The organism is Amycolatopsis sp. WAC 04197 (assembly GCF_003947475.1).
Taxonomy (GTDB): domain Bacteria; phylum Actinomycetota; class Actinomycetes; order Mycobacteriales; family Pseudonocardiaceae; genus Amycolatopsis; species Amycolatopsis japonica.
The window spans coordinates 441,540-460,617 of the sequence record NZ_QHJK01000001.1 but is presented as its reverse complement, the minus strand read 5'-3'; the positions used below and the strand labels follow the sequence as shown (position 1 = coordinate 460,617).

The window sequence follows — 19,078 nt, the reverse complement described above, 5'->3', positions numbered from 1 at the left end:
ATAGAGTTCCACTGCCGCAAGCCCCTGCGCTACATTCGGACGTACGTTCGAATGGGGGTATCCAGGTGTCCTTGAAGGAGCTCACGAGTCGAGACGCGGTGCTCACGGCAGTACAACAGTGCGATGTCATCGACCCAGGAGTAACCGGGGCCGGGTTCACTCGCGCCTTCGTCCTCGAACTCGACGGCAAGTACTACCACGCCGAGAAAGTTGCCAGTCTCGCGTACAAGGTTCAGCATCCAGACCGCGACAAACTCCCCGCCTCCGATCTCACCGGAGAAGCCGCAGCACGCCGCCTCAGCCGACTTGGCTTCGCCAGCTCGACAACGGCCCGAGTGTGGCCCCCACTGCTGGGGGCGGAGTACCCCAACCGAACCACCATCCGGAACACCTTTGGCGGCAACGGGGTCGCCGGGATAACCACGTTCCTTGGCGACGGTGTCCTCAATATTTTCTCCGACGAAGAGGGGCCGTACGCCGACGAACCACCAGACGCTATAAACCCCTTCGAGTATCGCGGTGAGGGGCGTGAGGGCAACCAAAAGCTCATACGAGGCAACAAGGCACTCGACAGCGCTCGCAGAAATCGCGAGGCCGTGCGGTATTGGTACCGACCGGCAGGTGGCACCTTCAAGTTCACTACGTGGGTAGCAATCCTGAGCCGAGCGCAGGTGTGGTCACCTGACGACAACAAAGAACTCCGTCTCGAGTATGCGTTCCAAGTGATGGCGGTCCCCGGCCCCGAGCTAGCCACTTGGCCGGATCGTGTGCGCAAGCTCATTGACGACGGAGACATCAAGGACACGCCTCCGCCGCAGCCGCCAGCCGAGAACGCCACGAGCAGCCAGCGAAAGAAGACCTACCAGGACTACCTTCGCCTCATCGACAAGTCATCGAAGGCTGGTCGCGGTGGACGCAAGCCGTCCAAGGGAACCCGAAATCTCTTTCCCCGCAGTCGGGCCGTACGTGATGCAGTGCTCGTCCGCGCGGACGGCGACTGCGAGAACGACGACTGCACAGGCATGCCCTTCGACACCGCACCTGGTGGTGAGGCGATCCTTGAAGTGGACCACGTCGACGATCTCGCACTGAGCGGGCTTGATCACCCATCCGTCATGATCGCGCTGTGTCCAAACTGCCATGCGGCGAAAACCCGCGGAGCCAACCGCGCCGCCATCAAGCGTCGTTTCCGTGCCAGGGCTGCCGAACTCCACCGCAAGGCCGACCAGTAACGCTCCACAACGGACAGACAAAAAGGCCCTCCCGCGAACGAGAGGGCCTTAGTGCTGTCTCAACCAGACGTGCGCCCGAAGGGATTCGAACCCCTGACCTTCTGATCCGTAGTCAGATGCTCTATCCAGCTGAGCTACGGGCGCTTGTTCAGTTATCAATCTAGCACCTGCCGGAACAGGCACCAGCGGAGGCTCCGGGATTTGAACCCGGGAGGGGGGGTCACCCCCAACCGCATTAGCAGTGCGGCGCCATAGACCAGACTAGGCGAAGCCTCCCAGGCCCAACGACCACTGCTCAAATAGGTTACACACCCCCTGGACCCCCTCGGAAGGCACCCCCCTTAGACGCGTTGCAGGGCTCTGAGCAGGCCAGATGGGCGTCCGCCGAGTCCTTCGGCTTCGAAGACGGCGACGCCGACGCGAGGGAGGTCTCGGGCCGCGGGGTAGGCGAGGTAGCGCGGGACCCAGCGCGGCTGGAACTTCGCGTTGAAGCGGTAGAGGGTCTCGATCTGGATCCAGCGTGAGAAGAATCGCAGTGTCCGGGCGGATAGGCGCGCGACGGGGCCGGCGCCGATGCGTTGGCCTTGTTCCAGCACCGCGCGGAAGGCGGCGAAGTTCAGGGAGACGTGCTGGGCTGGCGTCGTCAGAAGCAGCTCGGAGATCATCAGTTCGTTGACGCCGTTGTCGGCGGTCCGGTCGCGGCGCATGACGTCCAGCGACAGGCCTTTCTCACCCCAGGGGACGAACTGGAGGACGCCGCGCACCTGACCGTCGTGTTCGGCGGTCACGAGGACCGAGCCCGGGTCGCCCATGCGGCCGAGGGCCATCGAGAAGCCGCGTTCCGTATCCGTGCCGCGCCAGGTGGCGGCGAGGGCGCGCAGTTCGTCGAGTTCCGCGGCCGGTAGGTCTTCGGCCTTTCGGATCCGCGCGGTGTAGCCGGCGCGCTTCGTGCGTGAGACGGCTTGGCGGACTCCGCGCATGACGCGCCCTTCGAGCGTGAAGGTGTCGGTGTCGACGACGGCCTCGTCGCCGATCTCCAGCACTTCGAGCCCGAAGCGGGCCCAGACGGTCGCGCCCAGTTCCGAGCAGCCCATCGTCGCCGGGGTCCACGCGTACCGCCGGCAGACGTCCAGGTACTCCTCGATCGCGCCGGGCCACGCTTCCGGGTCACCGAGCGGGTCCGCCGAGCACAGCGCGACCCCGGCGATCACCCGATAGGTCACCGCGGCCTTCCCCGACTTCGAGAAGACCACGAACTTGTCCCGGCGCAGTGCGAAGTACCCCAGCGAGTCCCGCTCCCCCAGCAGCCCCCTGAGCCGCTCGACCTCCTCGTCGGTCAGCTCCGGGGCGGGTTCGGCCGAGCGGAGGAGGAAGTACGCCGCCAGCAGCACCGCGCCGATCCCGAACAGCAGGCCGACCGCCGCCGAGAGGTCTTCCAGCCACAGCGCGGGGAACGTCACCGGGCCGCTCACGCCGATCAGGGCCAGCGTCGACTGCGCCAGGCGGTCGCCGACACCCGCGTCGACAGGCGCGACCGACAGCAGCGCGAAGTTGATCGCGACGCCGGCGACCGTCAGTTGCAGGAAGACCCGGATCGCGCGCCACCGGCCGGTCACCGGATCGGGGAGCGCGATGAAGTGCCGCCGCGTCGCGATCAGGGCGATCAGCAGCGCGAGCGACACGAGCCCCGCGCCGAGGGTGTGCCGCAGCCCGAGGTGTGACACCGTCAGCAGCGCGGCCGCGGCGACCGCCAGTTGCCAGGCCCGCCGCTTCCGTCGTTTGAGACCGGTGGCGAGCAGCATCAGCAGCACGCCGGTCACCAGCGCGACCGTCGCCGCGCCGACCGTGGCCTCGTGCGGCAGTTCCAGCCAGGTGGCGACGTGCCCGCGCAGGGTGCGCCGCCCGGCCGGGACCAGCACCGAGACCAGTGCCAGCAACCCGGCCAGCCGCGTCACCCAGGTGATCACCGCCACCGTGGTGGCGCCCGCCACCCGCCAAGCACCTGCCAAATCCCGCCCCTGTCAGCTCCTTGCCAGCTCTACGAACGGTACAAGGGCGTCGGGGTTCAGCAGGGCATCCCGGCTGACGGCGCGGTCAGGTGAGACCCCCGAAAGGATCTTCTTGACCGGGACCTCGCACTTCTTGCCGTTGAGCGTGCGGGGCACCTCGCTCACCTGGACGAACCGGTCGGGCACGTGCCGCGGCGAGAGGGCTCCGCGCAGTTCCTTGCGCAGCGCGGGTTCGACCTCGTCGAGCGACGCGCCTTCGGTCAGCACGAGGAAGCACAGCAGCTGCCCGTCCTCGTTGCCCGCCGCCGAAGTGTCGATCACGAGCGAGTCCGCGACCTGGTCGAACGATTCGACGACGCGGTAGAACTCGGCCGTGCCCATCCGGACGCCGCCGCGATTGAGCGTCGAATCGCTGCGCCCGTAGATGACGGCGGAGCCGCGGCCGGTGATCCGGATCCAGTCGCCGTGTCGCCAGATCCCCGGGTACATCTCGAAATACGCCTCGCGCAGCCGCGAGCCGTCCGGGTCGTTCCAGAAGAACACCGGCATCGACGGCATCGGCTCGGTGATCACCAGTTCGCCGACCGTCTCCACCACCGGCTTGCCGTCCTCGTCGAAGGCGGCGACGGCGGCACCGAGCGCGCGGACCGAGAGTTCGCCCAGCCAGACCGGGACGTCCGGGGCCGACGCGACGAACGCCGCGCACAGATCCGTGCCACCGGACACCGAGCAGATCTGGACGCGTTTGCCCACCTCGTCGACGATCCACCGGAAGCCCTCGACGCTCAGCGGCGCGCCGGTGGATCCCAAGGCGCGCAACGCCGTCAGGTCGAAGCGCTCGGCCGGTTTGATCCCGGCCTTCAGGCAGCTCTGGATGTACGGCGCCGACGTGCCGAAGTACGTCACGCGGTGCTGCTCGGCCAGATGCCACAGCACGTTGAGGTCCGGGCTGCCGGGGCTGCCGTCGAAGAGCACGATCGTGGTGCCGGTCAGCAGGCCGGAGATGAGGAAGTTCCACATCATCCAGCCGGTGGTGGTGAACCAGAAGAACCGATCGCCCGGGCCGAGATCGCTTTGCAGGGCAAGGGCTTTGAGGTGTTCGAGGGTGATCCCGCCGTGCCCGTGGACGATGCCCTTCGGCAGGCCGGTGGTCCCCGAGGAGTACAGGACCCACAGCGGGTGGGCGAAGTCGACGGGTTCGAAGGCCAGCTCCGCGCCGGCGTTGTCGGTGAGCAGCTCGTCCCAATCGAGGGTGCCGTCGAGGCGGCCGCCGGCGTAGTCGACGAGCACGGTCGCTTCGAGCGTGGGGATCTCGTCGCGCAACGAGTTCACCGTCGACCGGCTGTCGAACCACCGTCCATTGTAGACGTAGCCGTTGACCGCGATGAGCACCTTCGGCTCGATCTGCGCGAAGCGGTCGGTGATCGCGCGGACACCGAAGTCCGGCGAGCACGACGACCAGATGGCGCCGAGGCTCGCGGTGGCGAGGAAGGCGATCAGCGTCTGCGGGCAGTTCGGCGCCAGCGCGACGACCCTGTCCCCTTTGGACACTCCGAGTTCGCGCAGCCCTTGCCGCGCGGCGGCGACGGCGGAGCGCAACGCACCGTACGTCAGCTGCGACGAGAGGCCGTCCTCGCGGTGGAAGATCACGGCGATCTCGTCGTCGGCCTTCGCGGCGCCCGCGACGCCGGGCATGAGCGAGTGCTCGGCGTAATTCAGGGTGCCGCCCGCGAACCACTGGGCGTTCGGCATCTCACCGGTGAGCACCTCACCGGGCTGCTCGTGCCAGCGCACGCCGAGGAACTCGGCGACGGCGGACCAGAACTCCGGCACCCGCCGCGTGGAGAACTCCCACAACGCGTTGTAGTCGTCGACCTCCACGCCGCGTTCGGTGCGCAGCCACTGGCGGAACGCGTCGATCTTGGTGTCGGGCAGGCGGCTCGGCTCGGGGCGCCAGAGCACTTCCGGGGCGTCGGCGGTGTGAGTCACCCCGCGATGTTAACCCTCGTTAACCTGCTTGGCGAGCCCCCGTGAACAGCTCGTACGCCATCGACTTCAGCCGTGATGCGTCGAGCGGGGTGACGGTCAGCCACCCTCGATCGCGCCGGAGCCCGTAGCGGCCGTCGGGGGTGTCGACCCAGGTCAACGTACCCTCTCCGCGCACCCAGCGGCCTTCCCAAGACTTCCTGACCGCGCCGAGCCGCCCACTGCCGATCCGCTGCGTCGCGATCCGCACCATGACGATGATCTCGGGTTCCCTCAGCCCGGCGTCGCGCAGGACGTCGGAGAACGCCGGCTGCCCGCCACGCTCCCCCGCCTCGCACGCGGCCGTGTAGTCGTCGACACGCAGATTGACCGACAGGCCCCGCCCCTGCTCGCACGGCGGCAAAGCCTGCAGCAGCGTCGCGGCGACGAGCGGTTCCCGCAGGGCCGCCAACTCGACGTCGGTGCCCGAAACGCCGATCACGACCGCGCCGCGATCGGATACGCAGCCGACCGCCCGGTACGCCGGATCCCCGTCGAGCCGCAGATCGAGCGTGAGTTCGCTGTTCGCGACGGTGTGCAGCAGCCGGACCAGTTCGGGCGCGGGCGCGTCCACCGTGCCGAGGCCGCGTTCCGACAGCGTCGCGCTCGCCGTGGTCACCAGCTCCGCGCGGAACTCCGGTGTCCGCCCGACGTGCGGGACCTCCAGCACCGCGGGCAGTTCGTCGCGTCCGTGCGCCGACCAGAGCAGGAACAGCTCGCCGACGTGCAGCCGGATCCAGTCCATCAGCGACCGCTCCTCGGGTCCTCGCCGATGACCGGCGGCGTGACATGCCCGCTGAGGCCCCATACGTCGGAATCCTCGACGAGGTAGTCCGGCGCCTTGTGCGCTTCTTCGCCCTGCCGCCCTTGCGAAGGCGCCATCCCCATCGGCATACCGCCGAAGCCGCCCATGCCCGCGGCCGCGGCGCGGGTCCCGGCCGGCTGCCCGGGCTGCCCCGACGGCCCGAAACCACCGGCACCGGCGCCGGACCGGCCGCCTTGCCCGAGCTGTTCCTGGGTCCCTCCGACGGTGCCGGGCGGCGGTGGCACGTAGGCGCCGCTGCCCGCGCCTGGCCCGCGCGGCGCCTCGACCGGCTCGCGCACCTGGATCGGGGCCGCGTCGTCGGCGCCGCTGCTGTGTGTCGAGTCGTCCGGCGGCGGGACCGGCTCCGGCTTCGGTTCTTCGGGTTTCGGCTTCGGTTCTTCGGGCGTCTCAAGGATCTTCGGCTGTTTGCCGTACGACGTGAAGCTCGGAACGTTCTCGTAAACCTCGCCGGAGCTGAATTGCATCCGCTTCATCACGTCGGCGGCCTGGCGGTGCAGATCCTGCGAGCTCTCGTCGGTGGGTTCGGCGACGATCCGCCCGGCTTCGGCGAACTCGGATCCCGACGGTGCCGAGGTCGACATGGCCTGCGTCGAATCGGAGACCGGGATCGGACGCCGCTTCGGCGGCTCCGGCAACTTGGGGCGCGGCGCGTATCCCGGTGGCTCGGGCATCGTGCGGCGCGCGGTTTCGGCGATGTCCGCCTGGCGGCGCACGCAGTTCGCGACGTTCTCCGCCCGCCAGCCCGTCTCGCCCGCCCAGTCGACGAGCTTGATCGCGGCGTCGCGGGCCCTGTCCGCGCCCTCGCCCGTCCAGCCGTCGGCGGTGGCCGCGAGGGCCGCCCGGAGCTCGGAACCGACCCGGTCGAGGAAGGCGCTGATCTTCGTCCACTGCGCGGCGACGGCTTCCGCGCTCGCGAGGTCCAGCTCGTTGTGGACCATCGCGTAGAGCTCTCGATGCGAGTAGCTCATCCAGTCGATGTCGGCGGTGAGGCTTTCGGGGCCCGGCTGCGGTTCGGGCTCCCGCGGCGGCCACGGCATGGGCAGGATGCGCATCAGTGCTCGTCCTTCCGCACGTGGCCGACGATGTCCTCCATGTCGAACCGGCGGGCGACCCGTTCAAGCTGCTCCTGGCCCTCCTCGTCCGCGGCGACGTACATCTTCCGCGCCGCCATCACGGTGAGCTGGAAGTCCTTGAGCACCTTGGCGAAGTCCTTGAGCACGGGTACGGCCGCCTCGGTCCCCTTGTTCGCGGCGCCCTGGAAACGATCGCTCATGGTGTGCCCGACGACGTTGTCGCCCAGCTTCAGCGGCGCGTTGAACTCCGTCGAGTCCTTGATCAGCGCGTTGAGCTCCTGGCGCGCCTTGAGCAGGGCGTCGACGAGCTTCTTGGCGGCGTCCTCGGAGACCTTGACGGCCCCCTTCTTGGCATCGGTCTTGGAGTCCCGGATCTGACCCGCCACCGGAGCCAGCGCCGGAGCCGAAGCTCCGAACGCGGCTTGTGGCGTCACGGGCACCTTGGGTGACTGTGCCATTCGACCCTCCCCTGTCACATCTTGAGGGGAATGCTAGCGCGAACGGGGTCAGCGCAGGTGGGCGTCGAACCAATTCAACGTGCGCTGCCAGGCTTCCGCGGCCGCGTCCGGGTCTGCGTCGAAGCGGTGATTGGCGCCCGGATAGTGGACGACGTTCGTCGCGACGTTCGCCGTCGCCGCCGCGTCACGCAGCTGCTCGACCTCGGCACCTCCGGCCTCGTCGCCGGCGTCGCCGTACATGCCGAGCCACGGGCTGGTGAGCCGTCCCGCGATCTCGACGAGGACCGGCAGCCCGGTGACACCCTGCCCGCCGACGCTGACCGCCGCGCCCAGCCTGCGGTTCGACGCCACGACCAGCGCGGCCGTGCCCCCGAGGTCGAAACCGACGACACCGACGAGATCCGCTTGGACGCCGCGCTCCGCGAGCCAGGAGAGCGTCGCGTCGGTGGCTTCGAGCAGGTCCTGCTGCGTGAGGTTGTCCCGGTCGAGATGCGGTGTGACGGTGAGCCAGCCTTCGCCGGCGAGACCGGCCAGGAGCAGGCCCAAACCCTCTTCGACCTCTTCGGCCTCCTCGTGCAGCACCACGAGTCCGCCGCGGACGACACCATCCGGTTCGGCGAAGGTCAGGCGCAGCGTGTGGCCGTCGGCGTGCTGATGTTCCACGGTGGTCGTCAGGGTCATTCCTCCATCAGACCACTCTTAGGTAAATATTCGGAGCTTGCGCCCGCGCGGGAGGATACGGTGTCGGAGCCGTCCCCCAGACGTAGGAGCGCCGAAGATGTCACCTGTTTCGCCGCGTGCGGATCTCGAATCGTTGCCGAAGTACGTCCCTGGCCGGACAATCCAGGGCGCGATCAAGCTGGCGAGCAACGAGGTCCCCGGTGGACCGCTGCCGAGTGTGGCGCAGGCCATAGCCGAGACGGCGCAGGGCATCAACCGGTACCCGGACATCACGGCTTCCGCGCTCGTCGAGCGGCTGGCCCGCGAGCTGAACGAGTCCGTCGACCGGATCGCCGTCGGCTGCGGTTCGGTTTCCCTTTGCCAGCAGATGATCCAGGCCCTGTGCGGCCCGGGCGACGAGGTCGTCTTCCCGTGGCGCTCGTTCGAGGCGTACCCGATCGTCACGCAGGTGGCGAACGCCGTGAGCGTGAAGGTGCCGCTCACGGCCGGGCATGGGTTGGACCTCGACGCGATGCTGGCCGCGATCACGCCGAAGACGCGGCTGGTCTTCGTGTGCAACCCCAACAACCCGACCGGAACGGTCCTGCGGCGCGCGGAACTCGAACGCTTCCTCGACGCCGTGCCCTCGGGCGTGCTCGTCGTGCTCGACGAGGCGTACAAGGAGTTCGTGACCGACGCCGAGGTGCCGGACGGCGTCGAACTCGCGCGCGGCAGGGACAACGTCGCGGTGCTTCGGACGTTCTCGAAGGCGTACGGCCTCGCCGGCCTTCGCGTGGGTTACGCGGTGGCCCCGGAAGCGATCACCGTCGCGTTGAAGCAGGTCTACGTCGCGTTCTCGGTGAACATGATCGCCCAGGCGGCGGCCATCGCCTCGCTCGACGCGGCCGACGAACTGCTGGAACGCTGCAAGGAGATCGTCTCGGAACGCACCCGGGTCCGGGATGCGTTGGTGGCCAAGGGTTACGAGGTGCCGGAGACGCAGGCGAACTTCGTCTGGCTGCCGCTGGGCGAGCGGACGACGGAGTTCGCGGAGCACGCCCTGGAGCGGAAGCTGATCGTGCGTCCCTTCGCGGGCGAAGGCGCGCGAGTGACCATCGGGACGCCTGAGGAGAACGACCTCTTCCTCGAAGCGGCCGGGGACTTCCCGCGCTGACAAGGGTTCGGGGCGGCCCGCACTTCGTCGACGGAGTGCGGGCCGTTTCCTACTTGAGGAGCAGTTGCACCATCGCGGCGAGGCCGATCACGACGATCACGCCGCGAAGCACCTTCGGCGAAAGCTTGCGGCCGATCTTGGCGCCGATCTGGCCGCCGATCGTCGACCCGACCGCGAGCAGCGCGACCACGGGCCAGCTGACCGGCGCGATGAAGGCGTAGATCGCGCCCGCGACGATGTTCACGACCGCGGACAGGGCGTTCTTGACGCCGTTGAGCCGTTGCAGCGACTCCGACATCAGCATCCCCATCACGGCCATCATCATCACGCCCTGCGCGGCCGTGAAGTATCCGCCGTAGATGCCGATCAGGAAGATCAGGAACAACAGGAGCGGCCCGATCTTGTGGACCTTCCCGTTCTCCTCGCGGCGCTTCGTGACCCAGGCGGCCACGCGCGGCTGCACGATCACGAGCACCACCGCGAGCCCGACGAGCGCGGGTACGACGGTCTCGAAAGCGTCCTTCGGCAACGAGAGCAACAGGATCGTCCCGCAGATCGCGCCGAAGAACGACGCGACGGCGAGTTTGACGACCTGGGGCCAGTAGCCCTTGAGCTCTTCCCGGTAGCCGATCGCCCCGCTCACCGTGCCGGGGGCGAGGCCGATCGCGTTGGAGGTCGTCGCCGTCAGCGGCGAGTAGCCGAGCGCGACCAGGACCGGGAAGGTCACGAGCGTGCCCGAACCGACGACCGTGTTGATGGTGCCTGCCCAGAGCCCCGCGACGAAGATCACGACCGCGTGCCACCACGTCATAAAGCACTCACGTCCGCACCCTAAGCACCGTTACCTCCTTTCGCGCTGCGGATGTGTCTGGTCGAACATTCGACGAGCCCGTTATGTCCCGTTCGACGGGGCGAACACGCAGAACTCGTTGCCTTCCGGATCCGCGAGGATGTCCCAGTCGATCTCGCCGTCCCTGGCCCGGACGAGCCGCGCGCCGGCGGCGACCAGCTCGGCCGTCGAGCCGAAGACGTCGATGTGCATGCGGTTCTTCACGGTCTTCGCCTCGGGCACCGGGTTGACCCAGATCAGCGGGCCACGACCGGCCGGGTCCTCGATCGCGACCGGCCACTCCACCGGCCGCTCGTCCCGGTGGCGGCGGATGTAGCCCATCGCGGCGCACCACCAGTCCGCGAGGGCCTGATGGTCGCTCGCGTCGAGACAGATGTCCTTGAACACCGCCGCCATTCAGTTCTCCTCCGGCAGATGAGCCGCGGTGATCTCCGTGGCGACCGTCCAGCCCAGCGTCAGGTACAACGCGCGCCCCTCCTCCGTCGCGACCAGGACCGCCCGCTCCGCCCCGGCAGCGACCGCCACCTCGTCGAGCCTGCGCATCACGAACCGGCCCAGCCCTCGCCGCTGGTGCTCGGGCTCTGTCACGACCTGATCGATCACCGCGGTGCCGCCGGCGATCGCCACCCGGCCGGTGGCCGCGCGCGAACCGTCGGGCGCGCGCACGACGACGTCGGTGACGACGCCGTCGCCGACCAGCTCCGCCCGGTACGGCTCGGGCGCGGCCATGACGGGACGGAGCGCGATCGGCGCGCTCATCAGGTATTCCGGCGGGCCGACCTGCCACTCCGGCGGCACCGTCTTCGCCACTTCCTCACGGGAACCGCTCACCTTCAACCACGTTCCGGGCTCGGTCAGCGAACGCGCCCGGCTCGCGACCGATCCGGTGTCCGCCAGCACGTACCGCACGCGATGCCCCGGACGCCCGACGTCGAGCCGGTAACCGTCCGGCTCGGCGACGGGGAGCCCGACGCCGCGGGAGAGCGCCCAGCCGTGCACCCATGCCTTGATCAGCCCTGCCACCCCAGTCATCGGCACAGGATGACATCCCGCACCGACAATTCCGGACGTCCCGCCGGGCCTGCGAGGATGGGGCCGTGGCCGACGACGAGCGCGAACAGGTGTGGAGTGCGACCGTCGATCATCTGCGCACGATGATCGACTCGGGCAGGCTCCCCGCCGGGTCGAGACTGCCCGCCGAACGGGCGCTCTGCGAGCAGCTCGGGATCAGCCGCGGTTCGCTGCGGCAGGCGTTGCGGGTGCTGGACTCCATCGGTTACGTGCAGGTGCGGCCGGGTTCGGGCACCTACGTCCGCGAGAACCTCGGCGAACAGCCGTTGCGCGGTTGGTTCTCCGAACACGAGCAACTGGTCGAGAAACTCTTCGACCTGCGGACCACCGTCGAGCCGACGCTGGCCGAGCGGCTGGCGCTCGAGCACACGCCGCGGGTGCTCGCCCGGCTGGAAAGCACCGTCGACGAGATGGACCAGGCCGCCGCCGACGGCGACATGCTGCGCGTGATCGCGGCCGACGCCGAATTCCACCGGGTGATCGCGGGCAACGCCGGCAACGACGACGTCACCGATCTGCTGCGTTCGGTGCTCGCACTGGTCGGCGAGGAGCGGCGGGCGGCGCTGCGGCTTCCGGGGCAGATCCGCAAGGCCGTCGACGAACATCGCGCGATCCTCGAAGCGATCCGCCGGTCGGACGCGGCGGCCGCGCGGGAGATCACCTTGCGGCATCTGCTCGACGCGAAGACCTACGTCCACGACTACACGTCCGGGGATTAACGCTTCCTTGATGGCGCGACCGCCCTCGCGCGAGTATTGTTTTCAGAAGTTTGTGAAACTTCTGACGGGGGTGTGCGGTGGAGAAGGTCCGGTTCACCGAAGAGAAGGCGACGATGCTCGCCACGTTGTACGGCCGGGCGCTCGACGCCCGCGGCGAGCGGCCGATCCTCGGCGACAAGGCCGCCGACGAGGCCGTCAAGCAGATCGACTACGACTTCGCCTCGCTGGGTGTGAACGCCGACATGGGGCTGACCGTCGCGCTACGCGCCAAACCGATGGACGACTGGGCCGCGTCGTTCCTGCGGGAGCACCCGGACGCGACCGTCGTCCAGCTCGGCTGCGGCATGGACAGCCGCGTGTACCGCGTCGACCCGCCGCCCACGGTGCGGTGGTTCGACGTCGACTACCCCGAGGTCGTCGACCTGCGCGCCCGGATCTATCCCGAACGGGACGGCTACCGGACCATCGGCTCGTCGGTGACGGACTTCGGCTGGATCGACGAGATCCCGTCGGACAAACCCGGTCTGGTGATCGCGGAGGGGCTGACGATGTACCTGCGGCCGTCCGAAGGCGAGGAATTGCTGCGGCGGCTGATCGCGCATTTCCCGCAGGGCGGCGAAATGGTCTTCGACATCTTCAGCAGGCTGGGAATCAAACTGCAGAAGCTGAATCCCGTTGTCCGCAAAGCCAACGCGACGCTGTACTGGGGCATCGACGAGATTTCCGAATTGGAGCGGCTCGGGCTGACGCTGGTGTCGAAACTCGATTCGACGGATTACGCGACGCCTGAGGTGAAGGACCGGCTTTCCGGGTCGATGCGGGCGCAGCTGTGGTTCGCGGGGCTGTTCCCGGCGTTCAAGAAGATGGGGCGGATCCTGCGGATGCGGTTCTGAGGCGCGGTAGAACGCATTTAGTCCTCTAAATGCGTTCTACCGCTGGTAGGTCAGCGTGACTCGAGTACCCGCTCCACGAACCGGTGCAGCTTGTCCTCCAGCCGGGAGACGCGTTCTTCGAGCGACAGCGTTTCCGCCGGCTGCGGCACGTCCGACTTCAGCTCGCCGCGGATGTACTGGCTGCACGCCAGATTCGCGCACGCGTAGATGCCGAGCGTGTTGCCCTCGCGCCCGAGCTTCCCGGCGCGGCGGCCGGAGAACAGCGCGATGTCGGACAGCGGATGTGTCGTCGTGCACAGGCCGCACATGTTGCTCAGCAGCACACGGCCCTTCGGCCGCGGCGCGGCGCGCAGGGAAAGCCCGACGGTCTCCCCGCGGTACGGCAGCACGAGATACGCCCGAGCGGCGGCCTTCGGGTCGCGCCAGCCGAGGAATTCCCTTTTCTCCCAAGGGATCTCTTCGGGCCGGGCGGGCAGCGTGACCCCCTTGGCCTCGCCTCGGGTGCAGTTCACGAAGGACGCTCTGATCTCGTCCTGGCCCAGCGGTTCCATACCCGCACGGTAACCACCGCGCCCGGGAACTGGCGAACCGTTTTCCGCCGGAGGTCATACGATCACCGGGTGCGCGCGAAGACGATGTCGAGCCGGTTCCGGCTGGTGCTCAGGACCAGTCTCGGCTTCGCCGCGCTCGGCGTCGGATCCAGTGTGTGCGGAGCCGGTGTCGTGGCGTTGCTGCTGCTCCTTCAGGGCCTTCCGAGCGAGGTCGGCGATCGCGGCTGGATCCTCGGCGTCACCGCGGCGGGGATCGTGGCGCTGTCGCTGATCGTCGGCACCGTGTGGACGGCGTGGCTGCAGCGGCGCACGGCGGTCTGGTTCGTCTTCGGCCGCCCGCCGACGAAGGCCGAGGCCGAGCGCGCGCTCCGGCTCCCGGTCGACATGGGGATCGTGAGCGGCACGCTCTGGCTGATCGGCACGATCGTGCTCGGTTCACTCGCGCGGGTGCTCGGGTCCTGGATGGACGCGCTCGGCATGGCGCTGGTCATCGGGCTAGGCGGGCTGACCACGGTCGGCCTCACCTATCTCGCCGCGGAATGGGTCGCCCGGCCGGTGATGACGATCGCGCTCAAGGTGACCCCGCCGAAGGGGACGCTCAAGGTCACCGTGCTGACCAGGGTGGTCGTCACCTGGTCGCTGGCGAGCGGGGTCCCGTTCCTCGGCGTGCTGCTGGTGGCCACGCCGCCGGATCTCGGCCAGGGCGACCACGTCGCGAGCCTGATCATGCTTTCGGTGATCGGGCTGGGCGTCGGCGCGATCGGGACGGGCCTGCTCGCGAAGGCCGTCGCGACCCCGCTGCACCGCCTGCGGATAGCGCTCGACGAGATCGCCCGCGGCAACAAGGAGGTCGTGGTCGAGGTCGACGACTCCAGCGAGATCGGCCTGCTGCAGACGTCGGTCAACGACCTGGCCGCCGGGCTGCGCGAGCAGGAACGGATGCGGGACCTCTTCGGCAGGCACGTCGGGGACGAGGTCGCCCGGCACGCGCTCGAGTACGGCGCCTCCCTTTCGGGTGATGTGCGCGAGGTGACGGCGCTGTTCGTCGACGTCGTCGATTCGACGGCCTTGGCGAGCCGCACCCCGCCCGAAGACCTGGTGAAGATGCTCAACCGGTTCTTCACCAGCGTGGTGCACGCGGTCGGGGCGCGGGGCGGGCTGGTCAACAAGTTCCAGGGCGACGCCGCGCTCTGCGTCTTCGGCGCCCCGACCCGGCTCGCGGACGCGCCGACGGCCGCGCTTTCGGCCGCGCGGGCGATCCGGGACGCGGTCCAGGAGACCGGCGAGCTGGACCTCGGCATCGGCGTCGCGAGCGGCCGGGTCTTCGCCGGTCAGCTGGGCACCAGCAGCCGGTTCGAGTACACCGTCATCGGCGACGCGGTGAACGAGGCCGCGCGCCTGACCGAGTACGCGAAAGCCGCCGACGGCCGGATCCTGGCGAGCGAAGCGGTGCTCAAAGCCGCCTTGGAGAGCGAGCGCTCGCACTGGGAGCCGTACGCGGAACTGGAGCTTCGCGGGCGTCAGGAACCGACACACGCCTGGGCGGCGCTCAGCCCGGAATGACGTCCGGCCAGCGCAGCAGCGTCGAACCCCAGGTCAGCCCGGCCCCGAACGCCCCCATCACGACGCGGTGCCCCGGCTGGAGCGCGCCGTCCTTGGCCGCGTCGGCCAGCGCGATCGGGATGGACGCCGCGCTCGTGTTGCCCACCTTCTCGATGTTCGAGTACATCACGTCCTCCGCGAGCCCGAGCTGCTTCGCGCAGGTCTGCAGGATGCGGATGTTCGCCTGGTGCCCGATGAACCGGTCGATGTCGCCGACCATCCACCCCGCGGCGCCGACCACCGCCCGCGCCGATTCGGCCATCCGCGCGCAGGCGTGCCGGAAGACGGTCTGGCCCTGCATCACCAGATAGTGGTCACGCGGGTCGTCCGAACGGCGGTTCTTCGCGCCACCGGCCTCGACCCAGAGCAGTTCGGCGAGTTCGCCTTCGCTGTGCAGGTCGAACGGGCCGAGCGCGCCGAGTTCGTCCGGGTCGCCCGCGCGCAGCAGGACGGCGCCCGCGCCGTCGCCGAAGATCGGCACCGTGCCGCGGTCTTCAGGGTCGATGAGCGACGTGAAGACGTCGGCGCCGATCACCAGCACCCGCCGCGCGACACCGGCGGCGATCAGCCCGGCGCCGGTGGCGAGCCCGTAGACGAACCCGCTGCACACGGCGTTGACGTCGAAGGCGGCGACACCGTTCAGCCCGAGCTTCGTCGCGACCTGCGGCGCGCTGGCCGGGCACAGCTGGTCGGCGGTCGACGTCGCGAGCACGACCGCGTCCGCCTCGGTCTCCCCCGCCGACGTCAGCGCCCGTCGCCCCGCCTCGACGGCGAGATCCACAGTGGACGTCCCCGGATCGACGACCCGGCGCTCGGCGATGCCGGTCCGGGAGCGGATCCACTCATCGGAGGTGTCGAGCCGCTGGGCGATCTCCTCGTTGCCCACCACGCGCGGAGGCAGCCAAGAGCCGAGACCGGCGAGAACGGCCGCCTGAGATGAGGGCACCAAGAAATCCTTTCGCGGGGGAAATGAGAGGTCTGCCATTCACTTGTAAGCGCTACCATTCAGTAGACCCGTCAGTTGTGTTCCGGGTCACAATTCAAAGAATTCTCACCTTCACCCCTGGCGTGACCGACGCCGCGCGGGGGCGCGATCAAAGAACAGGCGCCGGGGAGAGCGGTCCGGTTAGCCTGACCTGGTGCACACACCCGACCTCGACCGCCTGGACGTCGCCATCCTCGCCTGCCTGCAGTCCGACGCCCGCACGATCGCCGAGCACATCGGGGCGAAGGTGGGCCTGTCGGCGGCGGCCGTGCAGCGGCGGATCAAGCGGCTGCGCGAGGCCGGGGTGATCGAACGCGAGGTCGCGGTGCTGTCGCCGGCGGCGCTCGGGCTGTCGATGACGTTCGTGGTGATGGTCGAGATGGAGCGGGAGAACCTCGCGGTACTCGACGGGTTCCGCCGTCAGGTGCTCGCGGACGACAACGTCCAGCAGTGCTACTACGTCACCGGCAACGCCGACTTCGTACTCGTGGTGACCTGCCGGGACATGGCGGATTTCGAGACCTTCACGCGGCGGATGTTCTTCGACAACCCGAACGTGCGGCACTTCACGACGTCGGTGGCGATGGACCGGGTGAAGACCGGGCTGTCCCTGCCGCTGGAGCCCTGAGGGTCGCTTTCCCCGCTGTTGGTTACAGAGGCGCGGCGTGAGCAAAGGCGTGACTCGCGTGATCAGACGCGTAACTCGCGTGATCAGGCGCGTGACTCGCGTGTTTGGATGCCGCACACGGTGTTCCGCCGCCGATCACGCGAGTTACGGCTTCGATCACGTGAGTGCGGCGCCGCGTCACACGACCACCGGCTCCAAAGAGGACAGTCCGGTCGCGAACTCGCCACCCCTGACCTCGTCACCACGGGTATCGGCCCGAACGCAAGGGGTCTGTGCCCGGCGTTACACCACTATGGACATATGCAGCCGATAGCGTGAACGTGGCGACAGTCGCGTCATCCGGCCCGTGCCCGGCCATCTCCTCCCCGAGACGAAAAGTTCGCGCCGCGCGAACCACGAGAGCACTGAGGAGTGGCCGTGCACACCGACGCAATTCACCAGAGCCAGTTCGTTCTGCTGAACAACAGCAGCACGCCCGTTCTCTCCCGCCTGTCCTTCCACGCCGGCGAACCGTTCGCGGTCACCGTGTCGTTCCGGACCGAGCGTGGCCGGTGGGTCGAGTGGACCTTCGCGCGTGAGCTGCTCGTCACCGGCCTCACCGATCCGGCCGGGCTCGGCGACGTCCGCGTCCGCCCCGACCTCTCCGAGGACGAGGCGATGCTGACGCTCGAAATCGAGTCACCCGACGGTTATGCGTCGTTCGAGCTGGAGCGCGAGGACGTGGAGACGTTCCTCGAGTCCACTTACGACCTGGTCCCGCTCGGGTCCGAGAGCGAGCACTTCGACGTCGAAGCGCTGATCGAGGAGATCAGCAACGTCTGAAAACTTTCCCGCGGCACGAAAACGAAGGGCGGCCCGAGTGCGCTGGAGGCACTCGGTCCGCCCTTCGTCCTGTGTCAGCCCAGTACCAGGGAGGTCCCGGTCGCGGACAACGCCGGCCGGACCGGGAAGAAGTAGGTCACCGAGCTGTTGCCGCCGGACAGCATGCCCTGCGCCTGGTTGCCCGCGATGAACGAGCCGCCGGAGTCGCCGGCCTGCGAGCGGACGTTGGTGGCGGTCATGCCGTACACCGTGCCTTCGGCGTAGCGGACGGTCTGGTTCTTGGCGCCGACGGTGCCGCAGGTCCAGCCGGTGGTCGAGCCCGACTTGCAGACCGAAGCGCCGGTGGCGGCGACGGTCGAGCCGCTCACCCGGGTGCCGTTGTTGATGATGCCGCGCGGCGTCCAGTTGCTGTTGACCCGGACGTGCCCGTAGTCGTTGGTCGGGAAGCTGACGCGGGCGAACGAGCCCATCGCGACGCGGTTCGAGCCGGTCACCGTGCCCGGGCCGCAGTGCCCGGCGGTGAGGAAGCCGCCGTTGACCGAGAAGCCGATCGAGCAGCGCGAAGAGCTGTTGATGTAGTAGGCGTCCCCGCCGCGGACGTCGTACTTGAGGGTCGGCACCGAAGTGGTCTCGACCACCGCGACGGCGGCCTTGTCCACCTTGGCCTTCTCCAGGTACGAGTCGACGACGCCGCTCTTGCCCGGCAGGACGTTCACCGTCACCCGGTTGGTCTTGGTGTCCACGCCCCAGCCGGTGATCGCGCCGTCCGCCGCGCGCTCACTCGCGTTCAGTTTGTCCACAGTGGAATCGAGCTGGGCGGCCGAGAAGCGGACCAGTTCGGCTTCCGCGCCGCTGGCGAGGACCTGGCCGAGTTTCGCCGCGTCCGTCACGCCGACGCGGAGCTTGCCGGTGGCCTCGTTGTAGCTCGCGCCGCCGAAGCTGCCGGCGAGCGTGGAGGCGAGTGCCTGTTCGAGCGTGCCGGCGGCGGTCTCGCTCTGGATCCGGGCGAGCGCCTGGTCGGCGGTCAGGCCGAGGTCCCGTTGCAGGGCGGGAACCATTCCGGCGTTGAGCAGAGTGTTCGAGGTCGCTGCCGCGGGGGTACCCGTGACGAGCGCGCCGGTGGCCAGTGCTGCCGTGGCGGCCACACCGAGGAGCTTCGTGATCTTCATGCTTCTCCCTCGTCATCACGCACGGCTCCGGTTCGCCATGCGATGGCCCTCCCCTGACGGGTGAGGGTTCTGGACTCCGGGGAAGGCCGCAATCCGGGTCGGCGCGGGATAGGTATACCCATTCTTCGGGAACCGAATCGCCTGCTCCACGGGCGGCCACCTAGAGCAGGCACCCGGACGGACACGTCCGTAAGTAGGGTTTCGAGCGAATACCTTGCGTAGTCGCTTCCACCCCCTGAACGTGGGATGAATCGCCGAATCGGGTTGGTGGCCGACGTTTCGGGTGCCCGGTGATTTTCCAACCGATGATCCGTCAGCCAACCGGTGACTC

19 protein-coding genes and 2 tRNA genes are annotated in these 19,078 nt (G+C 68.7%); 7 read left to right on the top strand and 14 right to left on the bottom strand.

Translation table 11 applies throughout. The features are described 5' to 3' along the window. The first annotated feature begins 71 nt into the window (after positions 1 to 71). Positions 72 to 1,232, top strand: a complete 1,161-nt coding sequence (locus tag DMC64_RS02240) for an HNH endonuclease signature motif containing protein (protein ID WP_125731721.1) — start codon at positions 72 to 74, stop codon at positions 1,230 to 1,232. A gap of 70 nt (positions 1,233 to 1,302) precedes the next feature. On the opposite strand, the gene DMC64_RS02235 is transcribed toward DMC64_RS02240, so the two are convergent. The 8 genes from DMC64_RS02235 to DMC64_RS02200 form a co-directional block, all read right to left on the bottom strand. After that, a tRNA-Arg gene (locus DMC64_RS02235) sits at positions 1,303 to 1,376 on the bottom strand. A gap of 42 nt (positions 1,377 to 1,418) precedes the next feature. Beyond that, positions 1,419 to 1,508 (bottom strand) — tRNA-Ser (locus tag DMC64_RS02230). Between the two features lie 65 nt (positions 1,509 to 1,573). Continuing rightward, entirely contained in the window at positions 1,574 to 3,223 is a 1,650-nt protein-coding gene (locus DMC64_RS02225; protein WP_125731719.1) for a phosphatidylglycerol lysyltransferase domain-containing protein, read from the bottom strand. A 30-nt stretch (positions 3,224 to 3,253) separates the two neighbouring features. Continuing rightward, positions 3,254 to 5,230, bottom strand: coding sequence for an acetoacetate--CoA ligase (locus tag DMC64_RS02220; protein WP_125731718.1), 1,977 nt, complete (start codon positions 5,228 to 5,230; stop codon positions 3,254 to 3,256). Between the two features lie 19 nt (positions 5,231 to 5,249). Continuing rightward, positions 5,250 to 6,011 carry an ESX secretion-associated protein EspG gene (locus DMC64_RS02215; protein WP_125731716.1) on the bottom strand — a complete coding sequence of 254 codons (762 nt, stop codon included), beginning with the start codon at positions 6,009 to 6,011 and terminating at the stop codon, positions 5,250 to 5,252. Then, on the bottom strand, positions 6,011 to 7,144 hold the full coding sequence (locus tag DMC64_RS02210; RefSeq protein WP_125731714.1) for a PPE domain-containing protein: 1,134 nt from the start codon (positions 7,142 to 7,144) through the stop codon (positions 6,011 to 6,013). Before DMC64_RS02210 ends, DMC64_RS02215 begins: the two co-directional genes overlap by 1 nt. Further along, the gene (locus DMC64_RS02205) at positions 7,144 to 7,623 is read right to left on the bottom strand and encodes a hypothetical protein (RefSeq protein ID WP_233629538.1); all 480 of its coding nucleotides are present in this window, start codon (positions 7,621 to 7,623) and stop codon (positions 7,144 to 7,146) included. Before DMC64_RS02205 ends, DMC64_RS02210 begins: the two co-directional genes overlap by 1 nt. A gap of 48 nt (positions 7,624 to 7,671) precedes the next feature. Beyond that, the gene (locus DMC64_RS02200; RefSeq protein ID WP_037333315.1) at positions 7,672 to 8,304 is read right to left on the bottom strand and encodes a dienelactone hydrolase family protein; all 633 of its coding nucleotides are present in this window, start codon (positions 8,302 to 8,304) and stop codon (positions 7,672 to 7,674) included. A gap of 97 nt (positions 8,305 to 8,401) precedes the next feature. On the opposite strand from DMC64_RS02200, the gene hisC reads away from it, so the two are divergent. After that, positions 8,402 to 9,457, top strand: coding sequence for a histidinol-phosphate transaminase (hisC, locus tag DMC64_RS02195; RefSeq protein WP_037333317.1), 1,056 nt, complete (start codon positions 8,402 to 8,404; stop codon positions 9,455 to 9,457). Positions 9,458 to 9,506: 49 nt separating this feature from the next. Here the strand turns inward: hisC and DMC64_RS02190 are convergent, their stop codons facing one another. The 3 genes from DMC64_RS02190 to DMC64_RS02180 all read right to left on the bottom strand — a co-directional run bounded on the left by DMC64_RS02190 (position 9,507) and on the right by DMC64_RS02180 (position 11,330). Beyond that, on the bottom strand, positions 9,507 to 10,268 hold the full coding sequence (locus DMC64_RS02190; protein ID WP_125731712.1) for a sulfite exporter TauE/SafE family protein: 762 nt from the start codon (positions 10,266 to 10,268) through the stop codon (positions 9,507 to 9,509). An 81-nt stretch (positions 10,269 to 10,349) separates the two neighbouring features. Continuing rightward, positions 10,350 to 10,703 carry a VOC family protein gene (locus DMC64_RS02185; RefSeq protein ID WP_125731710.1) on the bottom strand — a complete coding sequence of 118 codons (354 nt, stop codon included), beginning with the start codon at positions 10,701 to 10,703 and terminating at the stop codon, positions 10,350 to 10,352. Further along, positions 10,704 to 11,330, bottom strand: coding sequence for a GNAT family N-acetyltransferase (locus DMC64_RS02180; RefSeq protein ID WP_125732804.1), 627 nt, complete (start codon positions 11,328 to 11,330; stop codon positions 10,704 to 10,706). Positions 11,331 to 11,404: 74 nt separating this feature from the next. On the opposite strand from DMC64_RS02180, the gene DMC64_RS02175 reads away from it, so the two are divergent. Further along, positions 11,405 to 12,097, top strand: a complete 693-nt coding sequence (locus DMC64_RS02175; protein WP_125731708.1) for a FadR/GntR family transcriptional regulator — start codon at positions 11,405 to 11,407, stop codon at positions 12,095 to 12,097. A 77-nt stretch (positions 12,098 to 12,174) separates the two neighbouring features. Continuing rightward, positions 12,175 to 12,990, top strand: a complete 816-nt coding sequence (locus DMC64_RS02170; protein WP_037333326.1) for a class I SAM-dependent methyltransferase — start codon at positions 12,175 to 12,177, stop codon at positions 12,988 to 12,990. Positions 12,991 to 13,040: 50 nt separating this feature from the next. On the opposite strand, the gene DMC64_RS02165 is transcribed toward DMC64_RS02170, so the two are convergent. Continuing rightward, positions 13,041 to 13,541, bottom strand: a complete 501-nt coding sequence (locus DMC64_RS02165) for an FBP domain-containing protein (RefSeq protein ID WP_037333327.1) — start codon at positions 13,539 to 13,541, stop codon at positions 13,041 to 13,043. 84 nt (positions 13,542 to 13,625) lie between these two features. Between DMC64_RS02165 and DMC64_RS02160 the strand changes: the two genes are divergently transcribed. Then, positions 13,626 to 15,104: an adenylate/guanylate cyclase domain-containing protein gene (locus DMC64_RS02160; protein ID WP_037336012.1), complete on the top strand. Its 1,479-nt coding sequence runs from the start codon at positions 13,626 to 13,628 to the stop codon at positions 15,102 to 15,104. On the opposite strand, the gene DMC64_RS02155 is transcribed toward DMC64_RS02160, so the two are convergent. Further along, positions 15,091 to 16,128, bottom strand: a complete 1,038-nt coding sequence (locus tag DMC64_RS02155) for a beta-ketoacyl-ACP synthase III (RefSeq protein WP_199754852.1) — start codon at positions 16,126 to 16,128, stop codon at positions 15,091 to 15,093. The two genes, DMC64_RS02160 and DMC64_RS02155, sit on opposite strands and share 14 nt — an antisense overlap. 154 nt (positions 16,129 to 16,282) lie before the next feature. On the opposite strand from DMC64_RS02155, the gene DMC64_RS02150 reads away from it, so the two are divergent. Both DMC64_RS02150 and DMC64_RS02145 read left to right on the top strand, forming a co-directional pair. After that, positions 16,283 to 16,756 (top strand): Lrp/AsnC family transcriptional regulator, encoded by a 474-nt coding sequence (locus DMC64_RS02150; protein WP_037333334.1) that lies wholly within the window; start codon positions 16,283 to 16,285, stop codon positions 16,754 to 16,756. A gap of 417 nt (positions 16,757 to 17,173) precedes the next feature. Beyond that, entirely contained in the window at positions 17,174 to 17,578 is a 405-nt protein-coding gene (locus DMC64_RS02145; RefSeq protein ID WP_016330736.1) for an SsgA family sporulation/cell division regulator, read from the top strand. Positions 17,579 to 17,652: 74 nt separating this feature from the next. Here DMC64_RS02145 and DMC64_RS02140 read toward each other — a convergent pair whose 3' ends face one another. Continuing rightward, positions 17,653 to 18,747 (bottom strand): S1 family peptidase, encoded by a 1,095-nt coding sequence (locus tag DMC64_RS02140; protein ID WP_125731704.1) that lies wholly within the window; start codon positions 18,745 to 18,747, stop codon positions 17,653 to 17,655. Positions 18,748 to 19,078: the final 331 nt, after the last annotated feature.